Origin of the sequence: Nostoc sp. DedVER02, from assembly GCF_034530675.2 — a bacterium.
GTDB lineage: Bacteria > Cyanobacteriota > Cyanobacteriia > Cyanobacteriales > Nostocaceae > Nostoc.
Genome location: NZ_JAVRCP020000006.1, coordinates 63739 through 83618, shown reverse-complemented (window position 1 = coordinate 83618; position 19880 = coordinate 63739). Strand labels below are relative to the sequence as shown.

Annotated in this window: 18 protein-coding genes; 5 read left to right on the top strand and 13 right to left on the bottom strand. The window is 39.2% G+C overall.

The window, feature by feature from the left end:
* Nucleotides 1-362: 362 nt before the first annotated feature.
* The 3 genes from RMZ41_RS09530 to RMZ41_RS09520 form a co-directional block, all read right to left on the bottom strand.
* Nucleotides 363-608 (bottom strand): ChaB family protein, encoded by a 246-nt coding sequence (locus RMZ41_RS09530; RefSeq protein ID WP_322640071.1) that lies wholly within the window; start codon nucleotides 606-608, stop codon nucleotides 363-365.
* A 114-nt stretch (nucleotides 609-722) separates the two neighbouring features.
* Complete coding sequence (locus tag RMZ41_RS09525; RefSeq protein ID WP_322640070.1) at nucleotides 723-1442, bottom strand: DUF1345 domain-containing protein; 720 nt, start codon at nucleotides 1440-1442, stop codon at nucleotides 723-725.
* A 300-nt stretch (nucleotides 1443-1742) separates the two neighbouring features.
* A complete protein-coding gene (locus tag RMZ41_RS09520; protein ID WP_322640195.1) occupies nucleotides 1743-2132 on the bottom strand; it encodes a DUF1499 domain-containing protein in 390 nt (129 codons plus the stop codon).
* A gap of 164 nt (nucleotides 2133-2296) precedes the next feature.
* Between RMZ41_RS09520 and RMZ41_RS09515 the strand changes: the two genes are divergently transcribed.
* A complete protein-coding gene (locus RMZ41_RS09515; protein WP_322640069.1) occupies nucleotides 2297-3445 on the top strand; it encodes an alanine--glyoxylate aminotransferase family protein in 1149 nt (382 codons plus the stop codon).
* Between the two features lie 61 nt (nucleotides 3446-3506).
* Here RMZ41_RS09515 and RMZ41_RS09510 read toward each other — a convergent pair whose 3' ends face one another.
* From RMZ41_RS09510 to RMZ41_RS09500, 3 genes are all read right to left on the bottom strand, one after another.
* Entirely contained in the window at nucleotides 3507-3911 is a 405-nt protein-coding gene (locus RMZ41_RS09510; RefSeq protein ID WP_322640068.1) for a response regulator, read from the bottom strand.
* A 286-nt stretch (nucleotides 3912-4197) separates the two neighbouring features.
* Nucleotides 4198-5661 (bottom strand): DUF3370 domain-containing protein, encoded by a 1464-nt coding sequence (locus RMZ41_RS09505; RefSeq protein WP_322640067.1) that lies wholly within the window; start codon nucleotides 5659-5661, stop codon nucleotides 4198-4200.
* A 128-nt stretch (nucleotides 5662-5789) separates the two neighbouring features.
* The gene (locus tag RMZ41_RS09500) at nucleotides 5790-6239 is read right to left on the bottom strand and encodes a hypothetical protein (protein ID WP_409875024.1); all 450 of its coding nucleotides are present in this window, start codon (nucleotides 6237-6239) and stop codon (nucleotides 5790-5792) included.
* 12 nt (nucleotides 6240-6251) lie between these two features.
* Here RMZ41_RS09500 and RMZ41_RS09495 point away from each other — a divergent pair, with 12 nt between their 5' ends.
* The gene (locus tag RMZ41_RS09495) at nucleotides 6252-6563 is read left to right on the top strand and encodes a hypothetical protein (RefSeq protein ID WP_322640066.1); all 312 of its coding nucleotides are present in this window, start codon (nucleotides 6252-6254) and stop codon (nucleotides 6561-6563) included.
* 351 nt (nucleotides 6564-6914) lie between these two features.
* Here RMZ41_RS09495 and RMZ41_RS09490 read toward each other — a convergent pair whose 3' ends face one another.
* The 4 genes from RMZ41_RS09490 to RMZ41_RS09475 all read right to left on the bottom strand — a co-directional run bounded on the left by RMZ41_RS09490 (nucleotide 6915) and on the right by RMZ41_RS09475 (nucleotide 13725).
* Nucleotides 6915-8342, bottom strand: a complete 1428-nt coding sequence (locus tag RMZ41_RS09490; protein ID WP_322640065.1) for a hypothetical protein — start codon at nucleotides 8340-8342, stop codon at nucleotides 6915-6917.
* Nucleotides 8343-8481: 139 nt separating this feature from the next.
* Complete coding sequence (locus RMZ41_RS09485) at nucleotides 8482-9807, bottom strand: hypothetical protein (RefSeq protein ID WP_322640064.1); 1326 nt, start codon at nucleotides 9805-9807, stop codon at nucleotides 8482-8484.
* A gap of 69 nt (nucleotides 9808-9876) precedes the next feature.
* Nucleotides 9877-10065 (bottom strand): hypothetical protein, encoded by a 189-nt coding sequence (locus RMZ41_RS09480; protein ID WP_322640063.1) that lies wholly within the window; start codon nucleotides 10063-10065, stop codon nucleotides 9877-9879.
* 105 nt (nucleotides 10066-10170) lie between these two features.
* A complete protein-coding gene (locus RMZ41_RS09475) occupies nucleotides 10171-13725 on the bottom strand; it encodes an NB-ARC domain-containing protein (RefSeq protein ID WP_322640062.1) in 3555 nt (1184 codons plus the stop codon).
* A 363-nt stretch (nucleotides 13726-14088) separates the two neighbouring features.
* Between RMZ41_RS09475 and RMZ41_RS09470 the strand changes: the two genes are divergently transcribed.
* Both RMZ41_RS09470 and RMZ41_RS09465 read left to right on the top strand, forming a co-directional pair.
* The gene (locus tag RMZ41_RS09470) at nucleotides 14089-14469 is read left to right on the top strand and encodes a hypothetical protein (protein WP_322640061.1); all 381 of its coding nucleotides are present in this window, start codon (nucleotides 14089-14091) and stop codon (nucleotides 14467-14469) included.
* Nucleotides 14470-15244: 775 nt separating this feature from the next.
* Nucleotides 15245-15511 carry a hypothetical protein gene (locus RMZ41_RS09465; RefSeq protein ID WP_322640060.1) on the top strand — a complete coding sequence of 89 codons (267 nt, stop codon included), beginning with the start codon at nucleotides 15245-15247 and terminating at the stop codon, nucleotides 15509-15511.
* 444 nt (nucleotides 15512-15955) lie between these two features.
* Here RMZ41_RS09465 and RMZ41_RS09460 read toward each other — a convergent pair whose 3' ends face one another.
* Nucleotides 15956-16282 (bottom strand): hypothetical protein, encoded by a 327-nt coding sequence (locus RMZ41_RS09460; RefSeq protein ID WP_322640059.1) that lies wholly within the window; start codon nucleotides 16280-16282, stop codon nucleotides 15956-15958.
* A 481-nt stretch (nucleotides 16283-16763) separates the two neighbouring features.
* Here RMZ41_RS09460 and RMZ41_RS09455 point away from each other — a divergent pair, with 481 nt between their 5' ends.
* Complete coding sequence (locus tag RMZ41_RS09455; RefSeq protein WP_322640058.1) at nucleotides 16764-17537, top strand: MlaE family lipid ABC transporter permease subunit; 774 nt, start codon at nucleotides 16764-16766, stop codon at nucleotides 17535-17537.
* A 365-nt stretch (nucleotides 17538-17902) separates the two neighbouring features.
* On the opposite strand, the gene RMZ41_RS09450 is transcribed toward RMZ41_RS09455, so the two are convergent.
* Together RMZ41_RS09450 and RMZ41_RS09445 are read right to left on the bottom strand one after the other, a co-directional pair.
* Entirely contained in the window at nucleotides 17903-18334 is a 432-nt protein-coding gene (locus RMZ41_RS09450; protein ID WP_322640057.1) for a hypothetical protein, read from the bottom strand.
* A 261-nt stretch (nucleotides 18335-18595) separates the two neighbouring features.
* Nucleotides 18596-19723 (bottom strand): ABC transporter ATP-binding protein, encoded by a 1128-nt coding sequence (locus tag RMZ41_RS09445; RefSeq protein WP_322640056.1) that lies wholly within the window; start codon nucleotides 19721-19723, stop codon nucleotides 18596-18598.
* Nucleotides 19724-19880: the final 157 nt, after the last annotated feature.

The following is a 19880-nucleotide window of genomic DNA, read 5'->3' as shown; positions in this document are numbered from 1 at the left end:
ACTAGGTTAAGAACATTTGTAGGTTGGGTTGAGAAACCCAACATTGCCGGGGCTTTGTTGGGTTTCACTTCGTTCAACCCAACCTACGAAATTTAAGCTTTTAAGCAAAACCTACGTAGTATTGTTAGACGAATAGCTATTTCGTCTTGTTGAGTTAGCATATCCTGTATATATTTTTATAATCAGTATTTAAATAAATATAGTTTGTTCAAAATATCTATTATCTTGCAAAAATAAACTTATTGTAGAAGCCGGTTAAAAAGCAAAAGGGGAATCCCATATCCGCTTTGTAAGAATGGAATTCCCCTGAAATTTTGATTTTAATCTCTAACAAAAGATACAGATGTCGAGTTTAAATTGACTCAATTGCCACCAGACACAACAGCTTTATCGTGTATAGCAGTGTCTTCAGGCTTTCTTTGCCATTTGCCATCGTTGCCTGGTTCGTATTCATTCTTTACACTATTCCAAGCAATCTCATTCGCACCCTCTTCACTCAAACCATTACCTTGAGCAGCGTTTAATGCTGCAACAAAAATCTGCTGTGCGTGTTCAGGCAACTGTTCTCTAATTTCACCAGACAATTCGTTTATTGTTTTATCAGACATAAATTTACTCTGCTCATCTCAAATTAAGTTCATGTTAAAAAATTGGCAATACAATTTCCTCTTTCTCAAAGTAGAGAAGTAAATAATCATACTTTTGGCTGAGTCAAGCAATTTTTAAATCAGCGATGCAATGATATTGATACTCATCGCTAAAATTGTGGTATTGAAAAAGAAGGATAATATGCTATGTAACAGAGTCAAGCGTCTCATAGCGGGTGATGTCGTCTGCACATCTGAAACTTGACTAGTCATGCCAACTACAAATGAATAATATAAAAACTCCCAATAGTCAGGATAGTCGTTATTAGGAAAATCTAAACCTTTGGTGATTTCTTCACTATTATTATGATTAATATATTTGTAATAGCTGTGTGCATATTGCACTGCAAACATCGTATGCACTAATAACCAAGAACCTACAATGGTTATAATTGCAAGTATGACATGTAAGGTAAGCAGGATTGTTGAGGAGCCTTTTTTATCAGTTAGCAAAAACCCGATCGCTAAAACACTAGCACAAGCCGCAGCTATCACCAGCATAAATATAGCTAAATGTCCTTCATATTCATTCTCAGCATAACGGCGAATTTTTTCTGGGGTAGCTTTGCTCATCTTCCACCAGGTTACGGCTAAGAAAAAGTCAGCGCCGGAGTTCCAGGCGCAAAGAATGCGAGTCGGTAAATGCAGCCAAGACGGAAGAATTATTGAAATTAATCCAGCGAGTCCGACAGCAATTATCAGTCTGGGGCGGGGGTCAAAGTTTTTAAATAAGTTAAGTTTCACAAATATTGCGATCGCAGATAAGTAGGTAGGCGTAATTAAATATAAGAGCAAACCTCACCCTCAATACCTCTCTTTGTTAAGGAGAGGGAAGCCGGAGGCAGGGTGAGATTTTATATTCAATTTGACCCACTTAGTTATTATCCAGCCAGATTTAATTAATTCATCATTCGTAATCGCGCTCTCTATATAATACTCTTGCTAGCTAGCTTCTCTGTAAGAGTACGCAAACTTACTACCGCTACGCTAGCGTAATTATAAAATTGGTGGTATTCAAGTTAATCATTATTCAGATTGCGTATGCTAAATACTCAACTAATTACGAATTACGAATTACGAATTACGAATTACGAATTATTTCAACTTGGCTCTAATCGTCTCTATTCGTTGGCGATTGACACCTAAATCGCTTTGACCTAAGCGTGAGGCTGAACGCACTTGGATCGCATTAGCATTCCGGTCGAGATAGAATTCTACATCATCCACAAATCCCAGTAAAGCACTTTTGAATTCTGCATATAAATAATCTTGGCTTTCATTAATGATTTTAGTTCTTGGTAAGGACTGAATAATTTGTTTAAGATTAGCGACCGCTTCTTCTGGAGTAGATGTAAAAGTCAGTGGTGCAATTTTGTGGGTTGCATCTGTACTCTGACTAGAAACGCAGTTAGGGGAATTAGGGCAAGGTGCTAATTTACCGTTGCTAACACCTAAATTATTCGGTCGTTTGCCAGCAAAAACCATAATTATGTATCCAGCTAAGGGAATAAATATACTCTCGCACATTTGTTTGAATCAATATAATACTTTGGCGTAATTGCATCTTCTGGCAAATGACAGATTCATTAAAACATCGGTGATGCGTTCGCTCTATGATTCGGTAAGTATGGTCTAGACAAACACAGATTATGACGCAAACAATTTCAATCAACGACTCTGGACGGTTGCAACTTACACCGCTAGAAATCCCATCCCGTCTACTATTGGGGCCTGGGCCCTCCAATACCCATCCCACAGTTCTCCAGGCGATGAATACCTCACCAGTTGGGCATCTTGACCCTGCTTTTCTCGCCCTCATGGATGAAATTCAGTCGTTGCTACGCTACGTATGGCAGACAGAAAACCCGCTTACCATTGCAGTCAGTGGTACGGGAACAGCCGCAATGGAAGCAACGATCGCTAATGCTGTTGAACCTGGTGATATAGTTTTGATTGGTGTAGCTGGTTATTTTGGTAATCGCCTCGTGGATATGGCTGGACGTTATGGTGCTGATGTGCGAACCATTACCAAACCTTGGGGACAAGTCTTCAAGCTTGATGAACTCAAAACTGCCCTAGAAACTCATCGTCCGGCTATTTTAGCTCTAGTTCATGCCGAAACTTCTACTGGTGCAAGGCAACCTTTGGAAGGAGTTGCTGATTTGTGTCGTGAATTTGGTACTTTGCTGCTGGTGGATAGTGTGACAAGTTTGGGTGGTGTCCCCTTGTTTTTGGATGCTTGGGGAGTTGACTTAGCTTATAGTTGTAGCCAAAAAGGGTTGGGTTGTCCCCCTGGTGCTTCGCCTTTTACGATGAGTGCGCGTGCAGTTGAGAAATTGCAACAGCGCCAAACAAAGGTTGCAAACTGGTATTTGGATATGTTGTTACTGGGTAAATATTGGGGCGCGGAACGCACCTATCACCATACAGCACCCATTAATTTATATTATGCATTGCGGGAAGCATTACGTTTGCTCTCAGAAGAGGGATTAGCAAATTCTTGGCAGCGTCATCAAAAAAACGTAGAGTATCTCTGGGAAGGCTTGGAGAATTTAGGATTGAGTATGCACGTTGAGCAAGAGTATAGATTACCAACGCTTACCACTGTCTGTATTCCAGCAGGGGTAGATGGAAAAGCGATCGCACGGCAGTTACTCAATGAGCATAATATTGAAATTGGCGGTGGTCTTGGCGAACTAGCTGGTAAGGTCTGGCGCGTAGGGCTAATGGGCTTTAATAGTCGAAAGGAAAGTGTTGACCAGCTTTTAGCAGCACTGCGACAGGTTTTACCTAAGTAGTTTTTGGGGGAAAATAGTGCGTTAATAGTAGCTTAACGCACTCAATCTGGCACTACAATCATTACCAATTACAAGAAGCAACTAAGCTAGCTACTATTTCAACTAGTTCGTCTGGATCGACGGGTTTAGATACATGAGTGTCAAAGCCACCTTCCAAAGCACGGATACGAGCGTCAGGATCAGCATAAGCTGTTAAAGCAATAGCTGGGACTCGTCCACACTTCTTTGATTTGAGCGCACGAAATTTGCGGATGAAAGTGTAGCCATCTTCTCCTGGCAACCCAATATCAGAAATTAAAACATCAGGCTCCAATTCGGATAATACTTGGCGTGCCGCATCTGCTGATATTACTGGTATAACTTTTGCTCCATCCATTTCCAACACAGTAGTGATGAAAAAGCGAGTATCATTATCATCCTCAACTACCAGAATATCTAAACCAGCAAGAGTTCCAGAAGTTTCCATAAATGAAATCTTATCGTAAATTAAAGGATTTAAATCCCTTTTTTGCAAATGTCTTTATGGTCTTTCACAGATGCCGGGAAAAGTCAGATCCTATCCCTAACGTAATTAACAATTCGTAATTACAAATTACGAATTGTTAACTAACTCCTCACCGAAGAGGCAGAGTGTTGGGAACTCTTAGCTGGAGGAGCAAGTCTACGAGAAGCATTGCAGAACATGGGTATGAAGCCCCGTCTCTCTCCTTTTCAGGACGCTTGAATGCAAGCCGCGAGTAACAAGCTCCGTCTCAGTCCCTCCCCCTGCTCCCTGCTCCCTGCTCGCCTGCCTCTTTTGACTTGTCTAAAGTTCTTACACTCAGGACTTGGGGAGGTGTCGAATCTGGCGGATAAATCACATCTACCAGTACTATCCGCTTAGTGGAAGGTGGAAGTACAACTTGTAGCAATGGTTCTAATACTTGTCCAGTTCTGTGCCATAGATGTATGTAGCGCGTTTTTTGTTGACCTTGGTCATCAAAGTAACGTAATCGTACTGTACCACGGAAGAAGGGAAAATCTAGGGATGGTTTCCTGAAACGTACACCACCTTGGGATAATTTATCTTCCTTCAAAGGCGTTTCTAAAGTAATGGTAACGGTTTGATTTTGGTTGGTATTGTTGCTCAAAGGTAAGGTAAGTTTATATTCCACCCCATAATTACCATGTGCTTCATAAGCCGTATCTGGATAACGTACCAGCATTTTGGCCGTTTGGATCTGTTCAGTACCCAATCGACCACTCCGTAATGTGTCTAAGGCGTAAGAAATAGCTTTGCCACGCTGGGGAATAGTCAGATTTGTGCTTTGAGGATTATCCAGCAACTTTGCTTGCCACTGGGAACCTTGTGAAACACCAGCTACACGCCCATAAATCAGTGCGCCACTGGTAGCATTTGGAGGAGTCGGGGTTTTATCTCGCGGCCCGGCGAAGTTCCCGTTATCTAGTAAAGCTTGCCATTCTCCAAGAGTCGGTGGGCGTTCTGTATTATCAGAATTTTTTTTGGCAAACATTGCTAAACTTGCGGCATAAACTCGATCGCTACTACGCAATCGCATAAAGCTAGAACGACCATTTACAGGCTTTTCTAGATTTCGTACAGGAATAGGATGATTTAGCAACATCCGGCTTTGTCCTGGTGGAATTATCAGCTTTGCGGGAAAATCAGCTTGTCGAACACCTCGGAGTACATCACCAACAGCGCGATCGCCTGGCCCAGAATAAGCTTTACCATCGTTATTTTCTACGTAGGGTGGTAAAGTAACAAAGGGCGCATCCTGCATCAAATAACTTGCCGCTTGCAACATATCTACTGTTACAGGTTTTTTACCAGGGTTATGCACAATTACACCCAGGTATAACGTTTGTAAATCCTTGGGAGTGTGGCTGTAGTGGTGGGCAAATAAATCAAAGCGTCCCTGAAAAGGAAAATTGAGGTGCGCTGCTGGTACTTTTTTACCGTTTGTAGGAAAAGTAGAAAGTAAAATCCCCTCAGTTTTAACCCACTCTGGGCTATTGCTGTTAAAAACGGGTATTGTATCCAACTTACCTGGTAGAGGCCGAACTTCTCCTGGTTGAACAATTTCTTGGGGTACTGGCTTTGGTGAAGTTTGAGCGATCGCTGAATTCTTTTTATCTACTGTGCATCCAAAGGTTTGAGTTATGGCAAGTCCTAATAGAAGTGTGAATACAGGTAATGGTAATTTAGCTAGCATCAATTTGATCGTAAATCAAGGTGTAGTTATAATTACAAGTTACTCTCAGCAAATTTCTAAGAATGCGATCGCAATCTTATTTGAGTTGTAGAAATTCTCGTAGACGCGCCAAGCTTCCTTCAAGATGCCTACGGTGTACACAAAGTATGACCAGTATAGGTTTCAACTCTTTTAGTAGTTTCGTAGGGTGCGTTATAGACACGCCGAAATAACAAATGGGTACGCCGAAATAACAAATGAGTATGCCGAAATAACAAATGGGTACTCCGAAATAACAAATGAGTACTCCGAAATAACAAATGGGTACGCCGAAATAACAAATGGGTACTCCGAAATAACAAATGGGTACGCCGAAATAACAAATGAGTACTCCGAAATAACAAATGGGTACTCCGAAATAACAAATGGGTACGCCGAAATAACAAATGGGTACGCCGAAATAACAAATGGGTACGCTGAAATAACAAATGGGTACGCTGAAATAACAAATGGGTTTTAGCTTTGTCACGCCAACGTAACGCACCCTTTGAGTTCAGCAGTCGCTTGCGGAGGTAAACCCTCCCGTAGCGCTGCTTCACCGCAAATCTTTGGTGGATGAAGTTTTCCCGACTTGTGCTTACACCGTTGCCCAAGAAGCAGAGAAAAAGGAAAGAATTTCAGGAATCATTTATGCTATATACCAACACAATTCAGATAATACCAAAACAGTTGTAGAGACGGCGATTTATCGCGTCTCTGATTTATCGCGTCTCTCTCGAAAACCCCAAATTTTTACCAGTAGCGATTCAGAAAATTGGATTAAGATAACACGGCAAAACAAATCCGACTCATTCGCATTTCACAAACACGTCGGGAAAATATATATCTGTACTAGCTCACTGCGAGAAAAAACCAACAAATAGTAGAGGCAAGAGTATTAGTAGGGAAACAATTAATACGAGGGTTGCTGGCTCGATTTTAATCAGGTTCTTTTGTGGATCGCGCATTTTGCACTCTCTCGAACAATAAGTATATTAACTCAGCCTAAAGGATGTTTATCCTTTATTCCAAGCCCAATCAGGTTGAAAAATGTAAATTTTTTGCAACTTTATCGTCCTATCAGCTTATTTCTTCCAAGGTAATTTAGTTCCCATTTCAGTCAATGCTGAGAAGATGAGATAGAGGACAAGTAACCCAGCACCCGCTAAGAAAGCTAGTAAATCGTTATCCATAAATGCTATTTGCTAAAACTTCGCTAATCATACCGAAATCTACTAATATTTAGCATTTTTTTGAGTCTGCAATCTTTGGTCTTCTGGATGCAAACTGAACCAGCCATACCAGTGGCGAACTGCTAGCCAAACGGCTGAAAGCAAACCCGCTAGGCTGAGGGTGAGGCCGCTAAATGGTATTAATAATCCAAAGATGGGTAATACTGCTCCAGCAATAGTGCAGATAATAGCAGCCAGGGAAGCACTGCGACTGGCTCCCAATCCCCATGTTAAAAACAATAAGACGATGGAAATTAAAGTCCAAGCCAACTGAGCATTGATAACACGAGCCAGATAAGTCAAAATCAATAGACAAGCAAAGAAAATACTACCAGCGATCGCAACATTTCTAAAACTCATTGGTAGTGATAAATATAACAGCAAAATCCACCACAAAAATATTGCTGGTGCTAGCAATAAAAGACGCGGAATCACTCCAGTATTACGAATCGGTTCGGTGTTAGTAAACACTCCAAATGGATTTTTGACTGAAACATTCTCGTCAAATTTCCAAGTAAATTGCGTACTGCGTCCGTCAGATTTAATCTCATCAGGTTCAATACCACTAGCAAAATTAGCTGGAGCAAAGTTAGCATTTGCTACAAGACGGAAGTTAGATAGTAGCTGCCCCTCTGCACTATAAACCCAGCGAGGCCCGCCTCTAGCCTGATAGGTAACTCGAAAAGTGGTTTCTTCCCCTGGTTGCAGCTGAAAGGGAAAACCATAGTCTCCCGGATTGGTTTGTTGTAACCTTGTGCCGTCACGCTCGATTTTGTAGCTAGAAAGAAGTGTGTAGCCGTTTGGTGGCGGTGCTTCAAAGAAAAAATTATTAATATCCTTGAGTTGGTTAACTACTTTATAATCGGCAGTATAATCTGCCCGATAAATTGAGCTACGACCTGGAACATCTACGCTTTGGTCAAGCTTGACTTGAATTTGCGAACCAGCCAAAGTCAAGAAGCGGTTAATTTGTCTTGTCTCATTTACCTTGACTATTTTGTTACCGACTTGAGTGTTATATGAGTATGGCTCTTGGATGGTGTAGCGCACTTGCGGGGCAACTTGTTCGAGCTTTTCACCTGCAACACTTTCAGCCACTTGAGCCACCTTTGCCTGTTCCCAATAGTGGTAGCGATTGCTTAAAGTTGAACAGAGAAAAAATCCTGGTACTAAGAGAATTAATACTAGAGTTAAATGCTGTAATCCGCGCAATAGTTGAGAATAACCAACAGCCCATTCGCCGATGAATATGATTTGTTCCGGCTGACTGCGACGAAGAGAAAAACTTATGAGTGCGATCGCAACTCCTAAAGCTACAATCAAAAACACTAATAACAATGAAGCTTTGAGCGCCTGGGTTCCAAATTGAACAAGCTCAATCGGATGCGTCAAATCGGGTAATCCGGGAATACCTTGAGCAGAAGATGACATTGGTTGAATTTTTGCAGAATTTGGAGAACCAGACCGATAAATTCTCTTAAAAGTTTCTGCAAAGCGGTATAAATTATTATCCTAATTAGGTGACAGTTCTGAATCCCCAGTCCCCAATCCCCAATCCCCAATCCCCAATTCAACTTTGTGTTTTCAGAATTTCCTTTAGTTTTTTCTCATAGAAAAATTCCTTTTCTCCCATCGCTGGAACTAAATCAGTTAACCAGGTTGCTTTCTCGTCATAACGTGCAAAGAAAGGACGTTTACACCAATTAGGATCGCGTCCTTGCAAAAACGAAAGTACAAATACTTTCTCGCCATAAATCTCAGTTACGCCATCTACAGCAACTTTACCTGGTAGTGCTGACATGATTGGGCCGCGAGCCGTGCGAGCTAACCCAGACACTTTTTGTATTGCTGTTTGATAAATTTCCCAAGCTCGAATAATTGGCACTTCAAAGTAATGTTTGGCTCCAGTATCTCGTTCCATAAACATATAATATGGAATGCAACCAAGGCGAACTTGTTCTTGCCACATCTTTATCCATACTTGCGGACAATCATTAATTCCCCGCATAAGTGGCCCTTGAGCGCGAATCTGTGCGCCTGTACTACGAATGCGTTGGAGCGCTGTTTGAGCAATTTCAGTTTTGATTTCTGTCCAGTGATCGTAGTGTGCCATTATGGACAAATGTTTGCCTGAATTCGTTACTTTCTCAAACAAACGTAAGAGATCGTCAGCATCTTCATCTGTGACAAAGCGATAAGGCCAGTAAGCTACAGATTTAGTACCAATGCGAATTGTCTGAATATGTTCAAAACCGGAATTTAGCAGTGGTTCAATATATAAAGCCAGATGTTTCGCTTTCATTGTCATGGGATCTCCACCAGTAATTAAAACATCTGTTACTTCTTGATGTTGGCGGAGATACTCTTGAAAAAGTCCTGATTCACGGGTAGCAAATTTCATTCCGTCCATCTTTACAAACTGTGGCCAACGGAAACAAAATGTGCAATATGCGTGACAAGTTTGGCCGGCTGTCGGAAAAATTAAGACTGTTTCGGGATATTTGTGTTGAATTCCTGGTACTTGTATGCCATCTAGAGTAGGAATATTATATTCTGCTTGTCCGGCTGGATGGGGGTTAAGTTGCGATCGCACTGTATTTACTACTTGACGTAGTTCTTCTGGCGGGGAATTTTGCAAATGCCAAATAACTTTGTCAAGAGACTCAGGAGCCAGCATTTCTTTTTGAGGAAATGTGAGGCGAAAGATGGGATCGTCAGGAATTTTATCCCAGTCAATTAGTTCTTCTACTACATAATTATTGACACGGAACGGCAATACTTGGGCAACTGCTTTCATTGCCAAGCGATCTGCTGTTGAAAGTTTTTGCAGTTGAGGCAGCCGATCTATATCTTTAATTTCATATAACTCAATTTTTTTAGGGTTAATTTGCGACATTTCATTATTATTTTAATTTATATAAAAGATACTCGAAGTATCTGGAAAATATAGTATAGTCCAGTTCATTTAAAGCTTAATCTTGGTCAAATTCAATTTTTTTAACGTAGACGCTTCGGCTTGCCGCAGGCTACCACAGAGGCGCAGAGAACGCGGAGAAAGAATGCTTAACTGAACTGCATTGAAATCTAGTGACACTTTCGCACTAGGAAGAGTAAGTTTGTTTTGAGAAATTATCTGAGCGCTATAATTTGGCATAATGGTAATCCACAAACGAGATATAATCATATTCAACAATAAAAAACTAAAACACGTTTTTAAGAGTGCAACTCAAGAGCATAATTCTTATTTTTAATTCATCGGTTAATCTTCAATAGCACCCAATTCTTTAAGGGTATTTTTTTGCTCTTCACCTAGACCGGAAACACCTTTGATATTCATTGCCTCATAAGGTCTTTTTGGCATAAGCGTTTTAATACACTCTCCAGTTTTAACATTCCATTGCTTAATAGCTCCATCCTGGGAACCACTAAACAAAGTTCCATCAGAACTAAAGGTAACAGAACGAACCCAATTATTATGTCCTTGCAAAATCCTCAGACGTTCACCTGTGTCAACATCCCAAATTTCTACAGTGTTATTAACACAAGCACAGCCAATAATTTTACCATCAGGACTAAAAGCAACAGAACGTATCCAATTATCATTGACTAAAGTTTTGCAACATTCGCCAGTTTGAACATCCCACAGCCGTACTGTTTTATCATCACCGCCACTAGCTAATAGCCCTCCAAGTTGCCCTTGTGAAGAGAGGATCGGGCTAAAAGCAACAGACCATATTCGCATAGTATGTCCTTCCAAAACCCGAATACATTCCCCTGTATGAACATTCCACAACCGCAATGTTTGATCGTCACTTCCACTAGCGATAATTTCACCATCAGGACTAAAACTAATAGATTGCACCCAGTTTGTATGCCCTTTTAATATTTCAAAGGGTTGCCCAGTTCTAACATTCCATAGGTTAATATTGCAATCAATACTACTACTAGCCAGAATTTGCCCATCATGACTAAAAGCAATAGAGCGGATGCGATCACTATTTTGCAAAACTTTCACGCACTGTCCACTCACAATATCCCAAAAGCGGATGGTTTGGTCATCACCACCGCTAGCTAATAGTCCCCCAGGAAGAGGACTAAAAGCAACAGACCAAAGGCGGCCAGCATGTCCTTCTAAAGTGCTGATACATTCGTCAGTCTCAACATTCCACAGCCTAACGGTTTTATCATCATTGCTACTAGCAATTATCTTTCCATCTGGACTAAGTGCTAAATCGTGTACCCAATTGGTGTATCCCTGCAAGATTTGAATACATTGAAAAGTCTCGATGTCCCAGAACCGAACGGTCTTATCATAGCCACCACTAGCAAGTGTTTTCCCATCAGAACTAAATGCAACAGACAGAATAGAATTACTGTGTCCTTCTAAAGTTTTTAATAATTTCCCTGTTTGAAGATCCCAAAGTTTTACAGTTTTGTCATCGCTACAACTAGCAATAATTCCTCCTTTTTTTAAAGAGGAGATTGGACTCAAGGCTATAGAATGAATTAAATTAGTATGTCCTTCTAAAGTTGTTAATAACTTCCCCATTTGTACATCCCAGAGTTTCACTGTTTTGTCATCACTACAACTGGCAAGTATTTCACCATCAGAACTAAAAACTACAGATTGGACTAATTTGTTATGTCCCTCAAGAGTGTTCAAACATTTACCTGTTTTGATATCCCACAACTTCACAGTTTGGTCAGCACTACCACTAGCGAGTATTTTACCATCAGGACTAAAGGCAACAGAACGAACAAAGTTGTTATGTCCCTCAAAAACTTTGCAGCATCGCTGAGTATCAATATCCCAGAGTCGAATAGTTTTATCACTACTAGCACTGGCGACAATTTTACCATCAGGACTAAAGGCAACAGACCTAACCCAGCTAGTATGTTCTTCAAAAGTCATCAAATGTTTTTGGCTTTCAACATCCCATAGTTTTACAGTATGGTCATCACTACAACTGACTAAAGTTTTACCATCAGGGCTAAAAGCAACAGTTCTTACCCAATTAGAGTGTGCCTTCCAATGAAATAGTTGCTCACCATAAGTAGATTGCCAAAAGCTAATCCGGCCATCAGCGTCACCTGTAGCAACAATTTCTCCATTTACAGGATTAAATGCCACTGATAAAATACTATCAAATATTCCTGTAAATACAGACTTAGATAAGTCAGAATTAGTAAAGTTGACATTATGTAAGTTCACACTGATTAGGTATGCTTGCCATATCTTTAAATTTGAAAAATCACATCCACTTAAATCAATTTCTAGATGAGAAAGTAGGTTAATAATATTTCCACCTGCATAACCAGATGTTAAAGGAATATTGACTTTCAACAATTCTATTATTTTTAATAGATGTTCTTTGATCCGATCTTTATTACCAAATACATTAATTATCTTTTCAATAATTGGTTCTAAAATTAAACGAATTTGAGCATTTCTAACCTTGCCTTGTGTTTGTGCTTTGACTAAAGCATGGCTTTTTAATAAAGAAATATTTTCTAGATTAATTTCAGAAACTATTTCTTCACAAACCTGGTTAACAAATTGGCTAATGATATATTCCATAACTACAGCTTGGAGCATAAATTTCGCCAAACCCTTCTCATTAAAAATTAGCGATCGCCGCCGTAGCGATTCTAAAGCTTCAATCAATTCTGGTTGTGATGTAGTTGAAATAATATCTGCTTGTAGTTCGACAAAAGAAGTAGGTTTGCAATTAATTCCTAACCAATACAAAATTTCTTTTTCTAAACTTGATAGCCGATTAAACTGTTGTTCTAAGAGATTGCGAATATCTCCAAAAAGTACAGAAATATCACAACTAATGAACTCTGATATATTGCTGCCAAAAACTTCTTGAATTGTACTACAAACTATTTTTAATGCTAAAGGATTTCCTGCATATTGATTAATTAATTTTTTCCAATCTTTCTCTGAAGCAAAAAAATCACCTTTGCTCACAAATATATTTTTTGCAGCAATATTTTCTAACCCACTTAACTGCAAAGATTTAACTTTAAAATTGTTTCCTTCTAAGGTGACAATTTCTTTAGGGCTTTCACGACTGGTTAAAACTAAACAGCTTTGATGAGGAACTTCCCCAACTTGTCGGAAAAGTTCTCCATATTCTTCATATCCTTCTCGATATTGCCCGACATAATCACCTCCAAGCAGGACTGACTCTACATTATCGAGTACCAATAAACAACGATGTTTCCGTAAATAGGCAATCAATTGCGAAATTCCTACTTCTTTAGGCTCATTCTTTTTAGAGAAAAACTCAATCAAGTCTGCAAAAATCTCCTTAACAGAGGGTGCATGACGTAGCGATCGCCAGATAACATACTCAAACTGTCCCTGAATTTTCTGCGCCAGCTTGATAGATAAGGCTGTTTTGCCAATTCCCCCCATACCAAATATTCCTACCAGTCGGCAACGATCTTTATTTACCCATTGCTCTAAAACCTCTAACTCCGACTCACGCCCAAAGAAAACGGGGACATCTGGCGCTTCGCCAAAATCATAACAGGATGAGGCATTAACTACTGTTGATAACTGATATCTTTCCTGGATGATATTTCTGATCGCCTCCAATTTCCCAGGAGTACTCCCAGCGATGTCAAACTTTTGGTAAACCGAACCAAGCCGTTTCCGTACTGCTGCTGCACTAATTTCGAGAGTGGTTGCAATAGACTCTGCCGTTTGGCCAGCTAAAGCTAGAAGTAAGGCACTTACCTCAGCCTCAGATACATTGTGTTCGGCTGTAACCGCTCTCAAGAAACTTTCAGGAATTTGCGTCATGAAGTAAATTTCTCCAGCCAAAACTATTTATCGATATGTGAGGTAGATGTGAGGTATATTTCTACTTATTTATACCCAAATCTTCTCCTTTTATCAGTCATCTCTGGGCAGATAGCACGGGACAGTAGCATTTATGAGGTTAGTCCTGTGCGTTAGCATAGCCCGTTGTAGACACAGCCTAGCATCTGGTAGAGAACTGCACTGATAAGACACTACTAACTATACTCTAACTTATCAAATTGTCAATTTGAATTATCAACCTTATTGACAAGTTAACAAAATAAATATAAAGTTGATAACAAATAGGATTAGGTGTGAACCGCGAGGATAGCTGAAGTAAGTAGCACTGAGGTACCCCAAACTATGCCAACACCTGACGTTTCAAATTCTGTCCAGAAATTATTTGAGTTGCTTGAGAAAGACATTCTTGCCTGTCATACTTGCAAGGATGGAATGATTGAAGTGACTATCCGCAAGATCGGAACCGAAGAGTTTGAACTGCGTGTCATCTCTTTCCGAGGTTCTTTTCGTTGCGTTCATGCGGATTTACATAGGTATTTAGAGGAGTTACCGACAGATACGCAGAGTCAGGTATCTATCTATAGCGATCGCTTTCGAGTGGGGTTGAGGAGATTGTTAGATAAGGGGTTTGGACTACTCAAACTAGACTTTTCTCGATGCAAGAAGGGAAATACCGCGCCGATATTTGGCTGGATGGTATCTGAATTATTGGATAGGGATTGAGTTTGGTTGTTTTTTGTTAATTATTCTCAGCAATTGCTAAAAGCCACTAATTTCACCTCAAGGTTTAGAGAAACAGTAAAAAATTGTTTTCGTTATTGAGGTTAACAAGTGAATAGTTTTCCAGCCCAAGAGAGTCTAGAAAAAGGCTACAGCAGGGTTGATATAGCGCTTATTAGTGCTACATCAACCCTGTTGTTTTTTTATTCATTTATTAGGAGAGCAATATGACTACGAATCGTCAAAGCTTATTAATTCGGTTGACTTCCAAGTTCATTAAATACTTTTTGTTGGCATTATTTGGGCTTGCGATCGCTTACGTTATGTCAGCTATTTTTGGAGGTTCACATATTGCGATGAGTCTACTACCCTTTGTTTTATATTGGATCGTTTTCCGATGTGGGCTTATTCTCCTCTGTTTAATATTGGTTACAGTGATTTTTGAGTCTGTTCGTTAATATCTAAAAAACAAAGATTCGACTTTCACATACTGACTGCGCTCACTCCAAACATGCTGTTAACCTAAAAAACATCTAATTTGCATAACTAAACTAAATATAACTCTTGTGGGTTAGGTAACATGAGCGCCCAGTATATGCAATTTAAATGTGAAACAGCTTAGTTAGTGTGAAAGTCTGAATTCCTTTACGAAGCTTTTTAGAGCCGGGGAAAATTTCATCTCTAACTATATTTAGAATGTGCTAGAAGATTTTACAAATCTAACACATTAATTTTTTGTCAAATATCAGCTAGTAAATCATAAATTGGGGACGGAATAATGACAAAAAAACATAATAATTTCTCTGGACAAGAACAGCTTAATCCCATCTTAATTATCTTAGTAGCAGGTTCGCTCTCTTTAGCAATTGTTGATCGGGACAATCGCCCTGCATACTTTGATATTGTGAAAATTGCAGTTGTTTATTTCTTTGGCACAACAAAATCTCAAGGAAATATTAATAAGTCTAACAACATAGATGATTCAGAAAAGCCAGACAATTCAAACACTACAAAATCTGACAATAGTCATGACAAGGCTAAATGAAGAATTGAACTAGGCAAAAAAAGAAGAAAATAGAATTAAAATCAAAAACCCGGTCTTAATGACCGGGTTTTTGAATGAAAAGAATGGGGCTATATTCCCCGTAGGTTAGTTATAAGAAGTTCAGTATAATCTCGATGTTCTAATAAGGGATACTACTCTTCTGTTATCGATTTCGGAAAATTAGCTAAAAATTTTCGACTAGTACAGCAGGGCATAAGTAAACTACCCTTATGGAATGTCTAAAACCCTTATGCAATAGTAATTACAAATTACGAAAGTAGCCTTTATCTTCCAAAATACAGCAACAAACTGGTAGCTTCAGAGTGTAGGATTGAGAAATATTAATTTTTTGGCTTTTGCTGATGAATAATGCAGGTAGCTGGCAAGAATGGCTAACAGTATTCGCCTATCTAGGTTTTACGGTCTTTATTATCTGGCGCGTCTTTACCGCCGAGAAGAATTAAAAAAGCTGCATATCATCTCACCAGGGTCTTTTTGCTCAAAGGGGAAAACAGCCCCACCTTTTTGAACCCTGACTCGTTCACGGCAATTGTAAACCTCGGTGGGTCTTTTGACTCCATCTACACTAACGGCTGCCTTGTATTCCCAGTAATTTTTAGCACTTCGGTTGATGCTGAGAATGCAAATCTGGTGTTGGTGTAGCCGATCGTAGTCATCGTAATTGCGGCATACAGATGCAAAAGCCGGATGTGCTACGGAGAAATTTAGTATCAATAGCAACAAAAAAACTCCTGTTTTTATTCTGTTCATAAAAAATCATTTAATATTAGTGACTGACGTAAAAATAAAATACCAGCTATGGCAGTCCGTTTTGATTTCTGAATTTATTTAGGCAAGAGCAAAGAAGGCTCTTTGAGTTTTACTGAGTTTTTTCACGCCTAAAACTTACGCAAAACCAAGCACTATAAGGGCAATTTATGAATTGCCCTAAGAATAAAATCTTTCTTTTTGGCTATTGTTTGTTTGCGTAAGTCTTGACGTAACCAAATATAAGTCTTATGAACAGACAATTTGTATTTAGCAGAAAAGTCTCAAATTTGATTGCGTTCATGTACCATACGCTAATACCAATTCGTAATATCCTGCGGGAAGCCGGATTTCGTGCGTCTACGTAATTGAGAAAGTCAGATTACATCTGGCTGGGTTCCCACCATTTGTATCTGTAGTCTTATTTTGGAGAATTGATATAAAAATATTTACAAAAAAAAAGCCAGTCTTAAGGACAATAAAATTGCGACTAAAAACAAATTTTGATCAATCTCATATTGCACGTTGTTGTGCAGCATTACTGCTTTTCGGTCAGGTATGGCTACATTTACTCCAGGGAAAAACTTACTACCGCAAAATTATGCAACATCTGGTGACTGCTGGGCCTGGTTCTATATCGCCAGTTCTCCTTGTTAGCGGTTTTGCAGGAATGATTTTTACTATTCAGACAGCAAGAGAATTAGTCAAATTTGGGGCTGTCAATGCTGTGGGAGGTGCTTTTGCCTTAGCTTTTTGTAGAGAATTGGCTCCAATTTTGACTGCTAGTATTATGGCGGGACAAGTAGGCTCTGCTTTTGCAGCAGAAATAGGTGCAATGCAGGTAACGGAACAAATTGATGCACTTTATATGCTCAAAACCGATCCCATTGATTATTTAGTACTTCCGAGAATAATTGCTTGTTGTCTGATGGTGCCTTTGATGACGATTTTGGCTTTAGTTACTGGCATTATTGGCGGAGTTTTTGCCGGCTCATACTTTTACCAAATTCTTCCTGAAACATTTTTAGAATCAGTCAGAAATTTTTTAGAACCATCAGATTTGTTTATTATTTTGCTAAAAGGATTTATTTTTGGACTGCTGGTTGCTGTCATTGGTTGTAGTTGGGGCTTAACTACTAAGGGAGGAGCCAAGGAAGTAGGAGAATCGGCAACAAAAGCAGTTGTTACTAGTTGGGTATCCATTTTTATCATGGATTTTTTCCTTTCTATACTGCTATTTGACCAGCCTGCATTTTGAACCAAGCAAGTATTAAAAAAGATTCCTGACTTTTTAAACAAGTTGGGAATTTTAACTAAAAATCAATTTTTATATATAGAAATCATATTTAATTTTTGAACGAAATTAGGTATTGTATAATGTGTTAGAACGAAGTTTGTAACGTACTATTATTTAGGATTTGATGCGTTACGCTATCGCTAACACATCCTACAGATATTTTCAGAAATCAAACCGGATTCCTATATTTAAGATGTGCCAAGCTTTAAGTATAAATAAAAGAAACTAATTGAGAAAGATGTAAAGAAATAATAGTCAAAGAAATTTAATGTAGTCCATAGCTTGTATCGTTAGTTTTTGAGTACAGTTCAGAACTTTAAGCTAATTTAAGAATATATTAACTTGTAAATTAGTCCACCCAAAGCTAAACCTGTCAATGAAAAAATAGATGTAGTCCAAAAAGCTAGCCCTTCTCTAAGACCTGCTCTTTGAAAGTCTATTCTGACTAATATAGTTGCTGAAATAATGAGTAAAGTATCGAGAAATACTCGAAACCAGGCAATCATAACAAAAAACAAGAAAGCTGCTATAACAGCAATGCCGAAAGACCTAGTATTTGATTTAAACAAAGTATTCAAATAATATGTCATTTTCGCTCCAGGAATGGTTAAGGTTACTATTAAAAGCAAGATACCAACTATAGTCACTAACCATACAAACGGAGGGGCATGTGTTTCAGATATTACCCAGCCCAAAGTACTGTAACTAAGCAGTACTAGCGCTAGAGATATCCAAGGAACTGTTTTCAAAATTGGCATAGGTTAATATTCCTAATACAAGGTCAAGGTATAGCAGTTTCCAATTGTGTGGAATACAGATAATTTGTAGGGGCGCACAGTTGTACGCCCCTAATCATTAAAATGAAAATCGCTATATTATTCCATTATTAAATTTTATATAGGAATGCGCTTTGATTTCTAAAATTACTCGACTTAAGAGGCAAAAGACAATGTAAAAGCAGGCATTTTGAGTTTTTCACCCAATAAAATATGATTCCTATAGAAGGCAGATTGTTACAACTATTGACTAATAGCTAAACAATCATTTTCTGCCCACCAAGCGTAGATAGGGGTGTCGCGGTCTGGTAAAGCGCCAAAAGTATTAGGTTGCAACACATTTATCCTAATGCCATTTGTTAATTCCACAATGTAATTAACGTGTGTACCCAAGTACATAACATTGAAAAGCCGTCCTTCAAAGCAGTTAGTTGGCAAATTAGGTGGATAAAGAGAAAGCTGTATTTTTTCTGGGCGCACACTCACTACTACCGCTTGTGATAATTGAAATGCTGTATCTTCTGCGCGGCTACTGATAATTGAGAGTCCGGTTTTGGTTGAAATTTGAACACTAGATGAGTCTACCGCTACTATTTCACCACTAAATAAATTAGTATCACCAATAAAATCAGCTACAAAAGATGTCTGGGGACGTTCGTAAATTTGGCTGGGAGTGCCAACTTGTTCAATTTTGCCTTGGTTCATTACGGCAATGCGATCGCTCAAAGATAATGCTTCTTCTTGGTCGTGTGTCACCATCACAAAGGTTACTCCCAAATCTTTGTGCAAATTTGATAACTCAACCTGCATCTCTTTACGTAGTTTTAAATCTAACGCCCCTAAAGGTTCATCCAGTAATACGACGGTGGGACGGTTGACCAAAGCCCTTGCTAAGGCGACTCGCTGCTGTTGACCACCTGAAAGTTGACTGGGAAAGCGCGATCGCAAACTTTCCATTTTCACTAGCTTTAAAGCGTCTTGGACTCTAATTTCAATTTCCGATTTGCGGATTTTTTTTAACCGTAGTCCAAAAGCGATGTTATCCCAGACATTCAAGTGATTGAATAGAGCGTAACTTTGAAATACAGTATTGACGGGTCGGCGGTAAGGCGGCACATTAGTCATAGACTGACCCTGAATCAACACTTTGCCAGCATCAGCGATTTCAAAGCCAGCAATTAAGCGTAGTGTTGTTGTTTTACCACAACCGGAGGGGCCTAAAATACTAAAAAATTCTCCCTGTCTGACATCCAAATCTATTCCATGTACTGCTGGTTCTTGGTTAAAAAACTTGAACACGTTACGCAGTTCAACGTCAAGTGGCTGAAAATTTGTTATCCCCCTCTGATTCTGCATGACAATTTGAGCCATAGTCCTTAGTAGAATGCCGCGATCTTACGTAATTTTGTCAGTAGTCTATTGGGCAGACTATATTTGACACTTTGGTTTATTGTATCCGCCAAAAACAATTGTTCAAGAATATACTTGCCTAATTATTTCATACCCAGTCTTGGGGATGAGTTTAGGG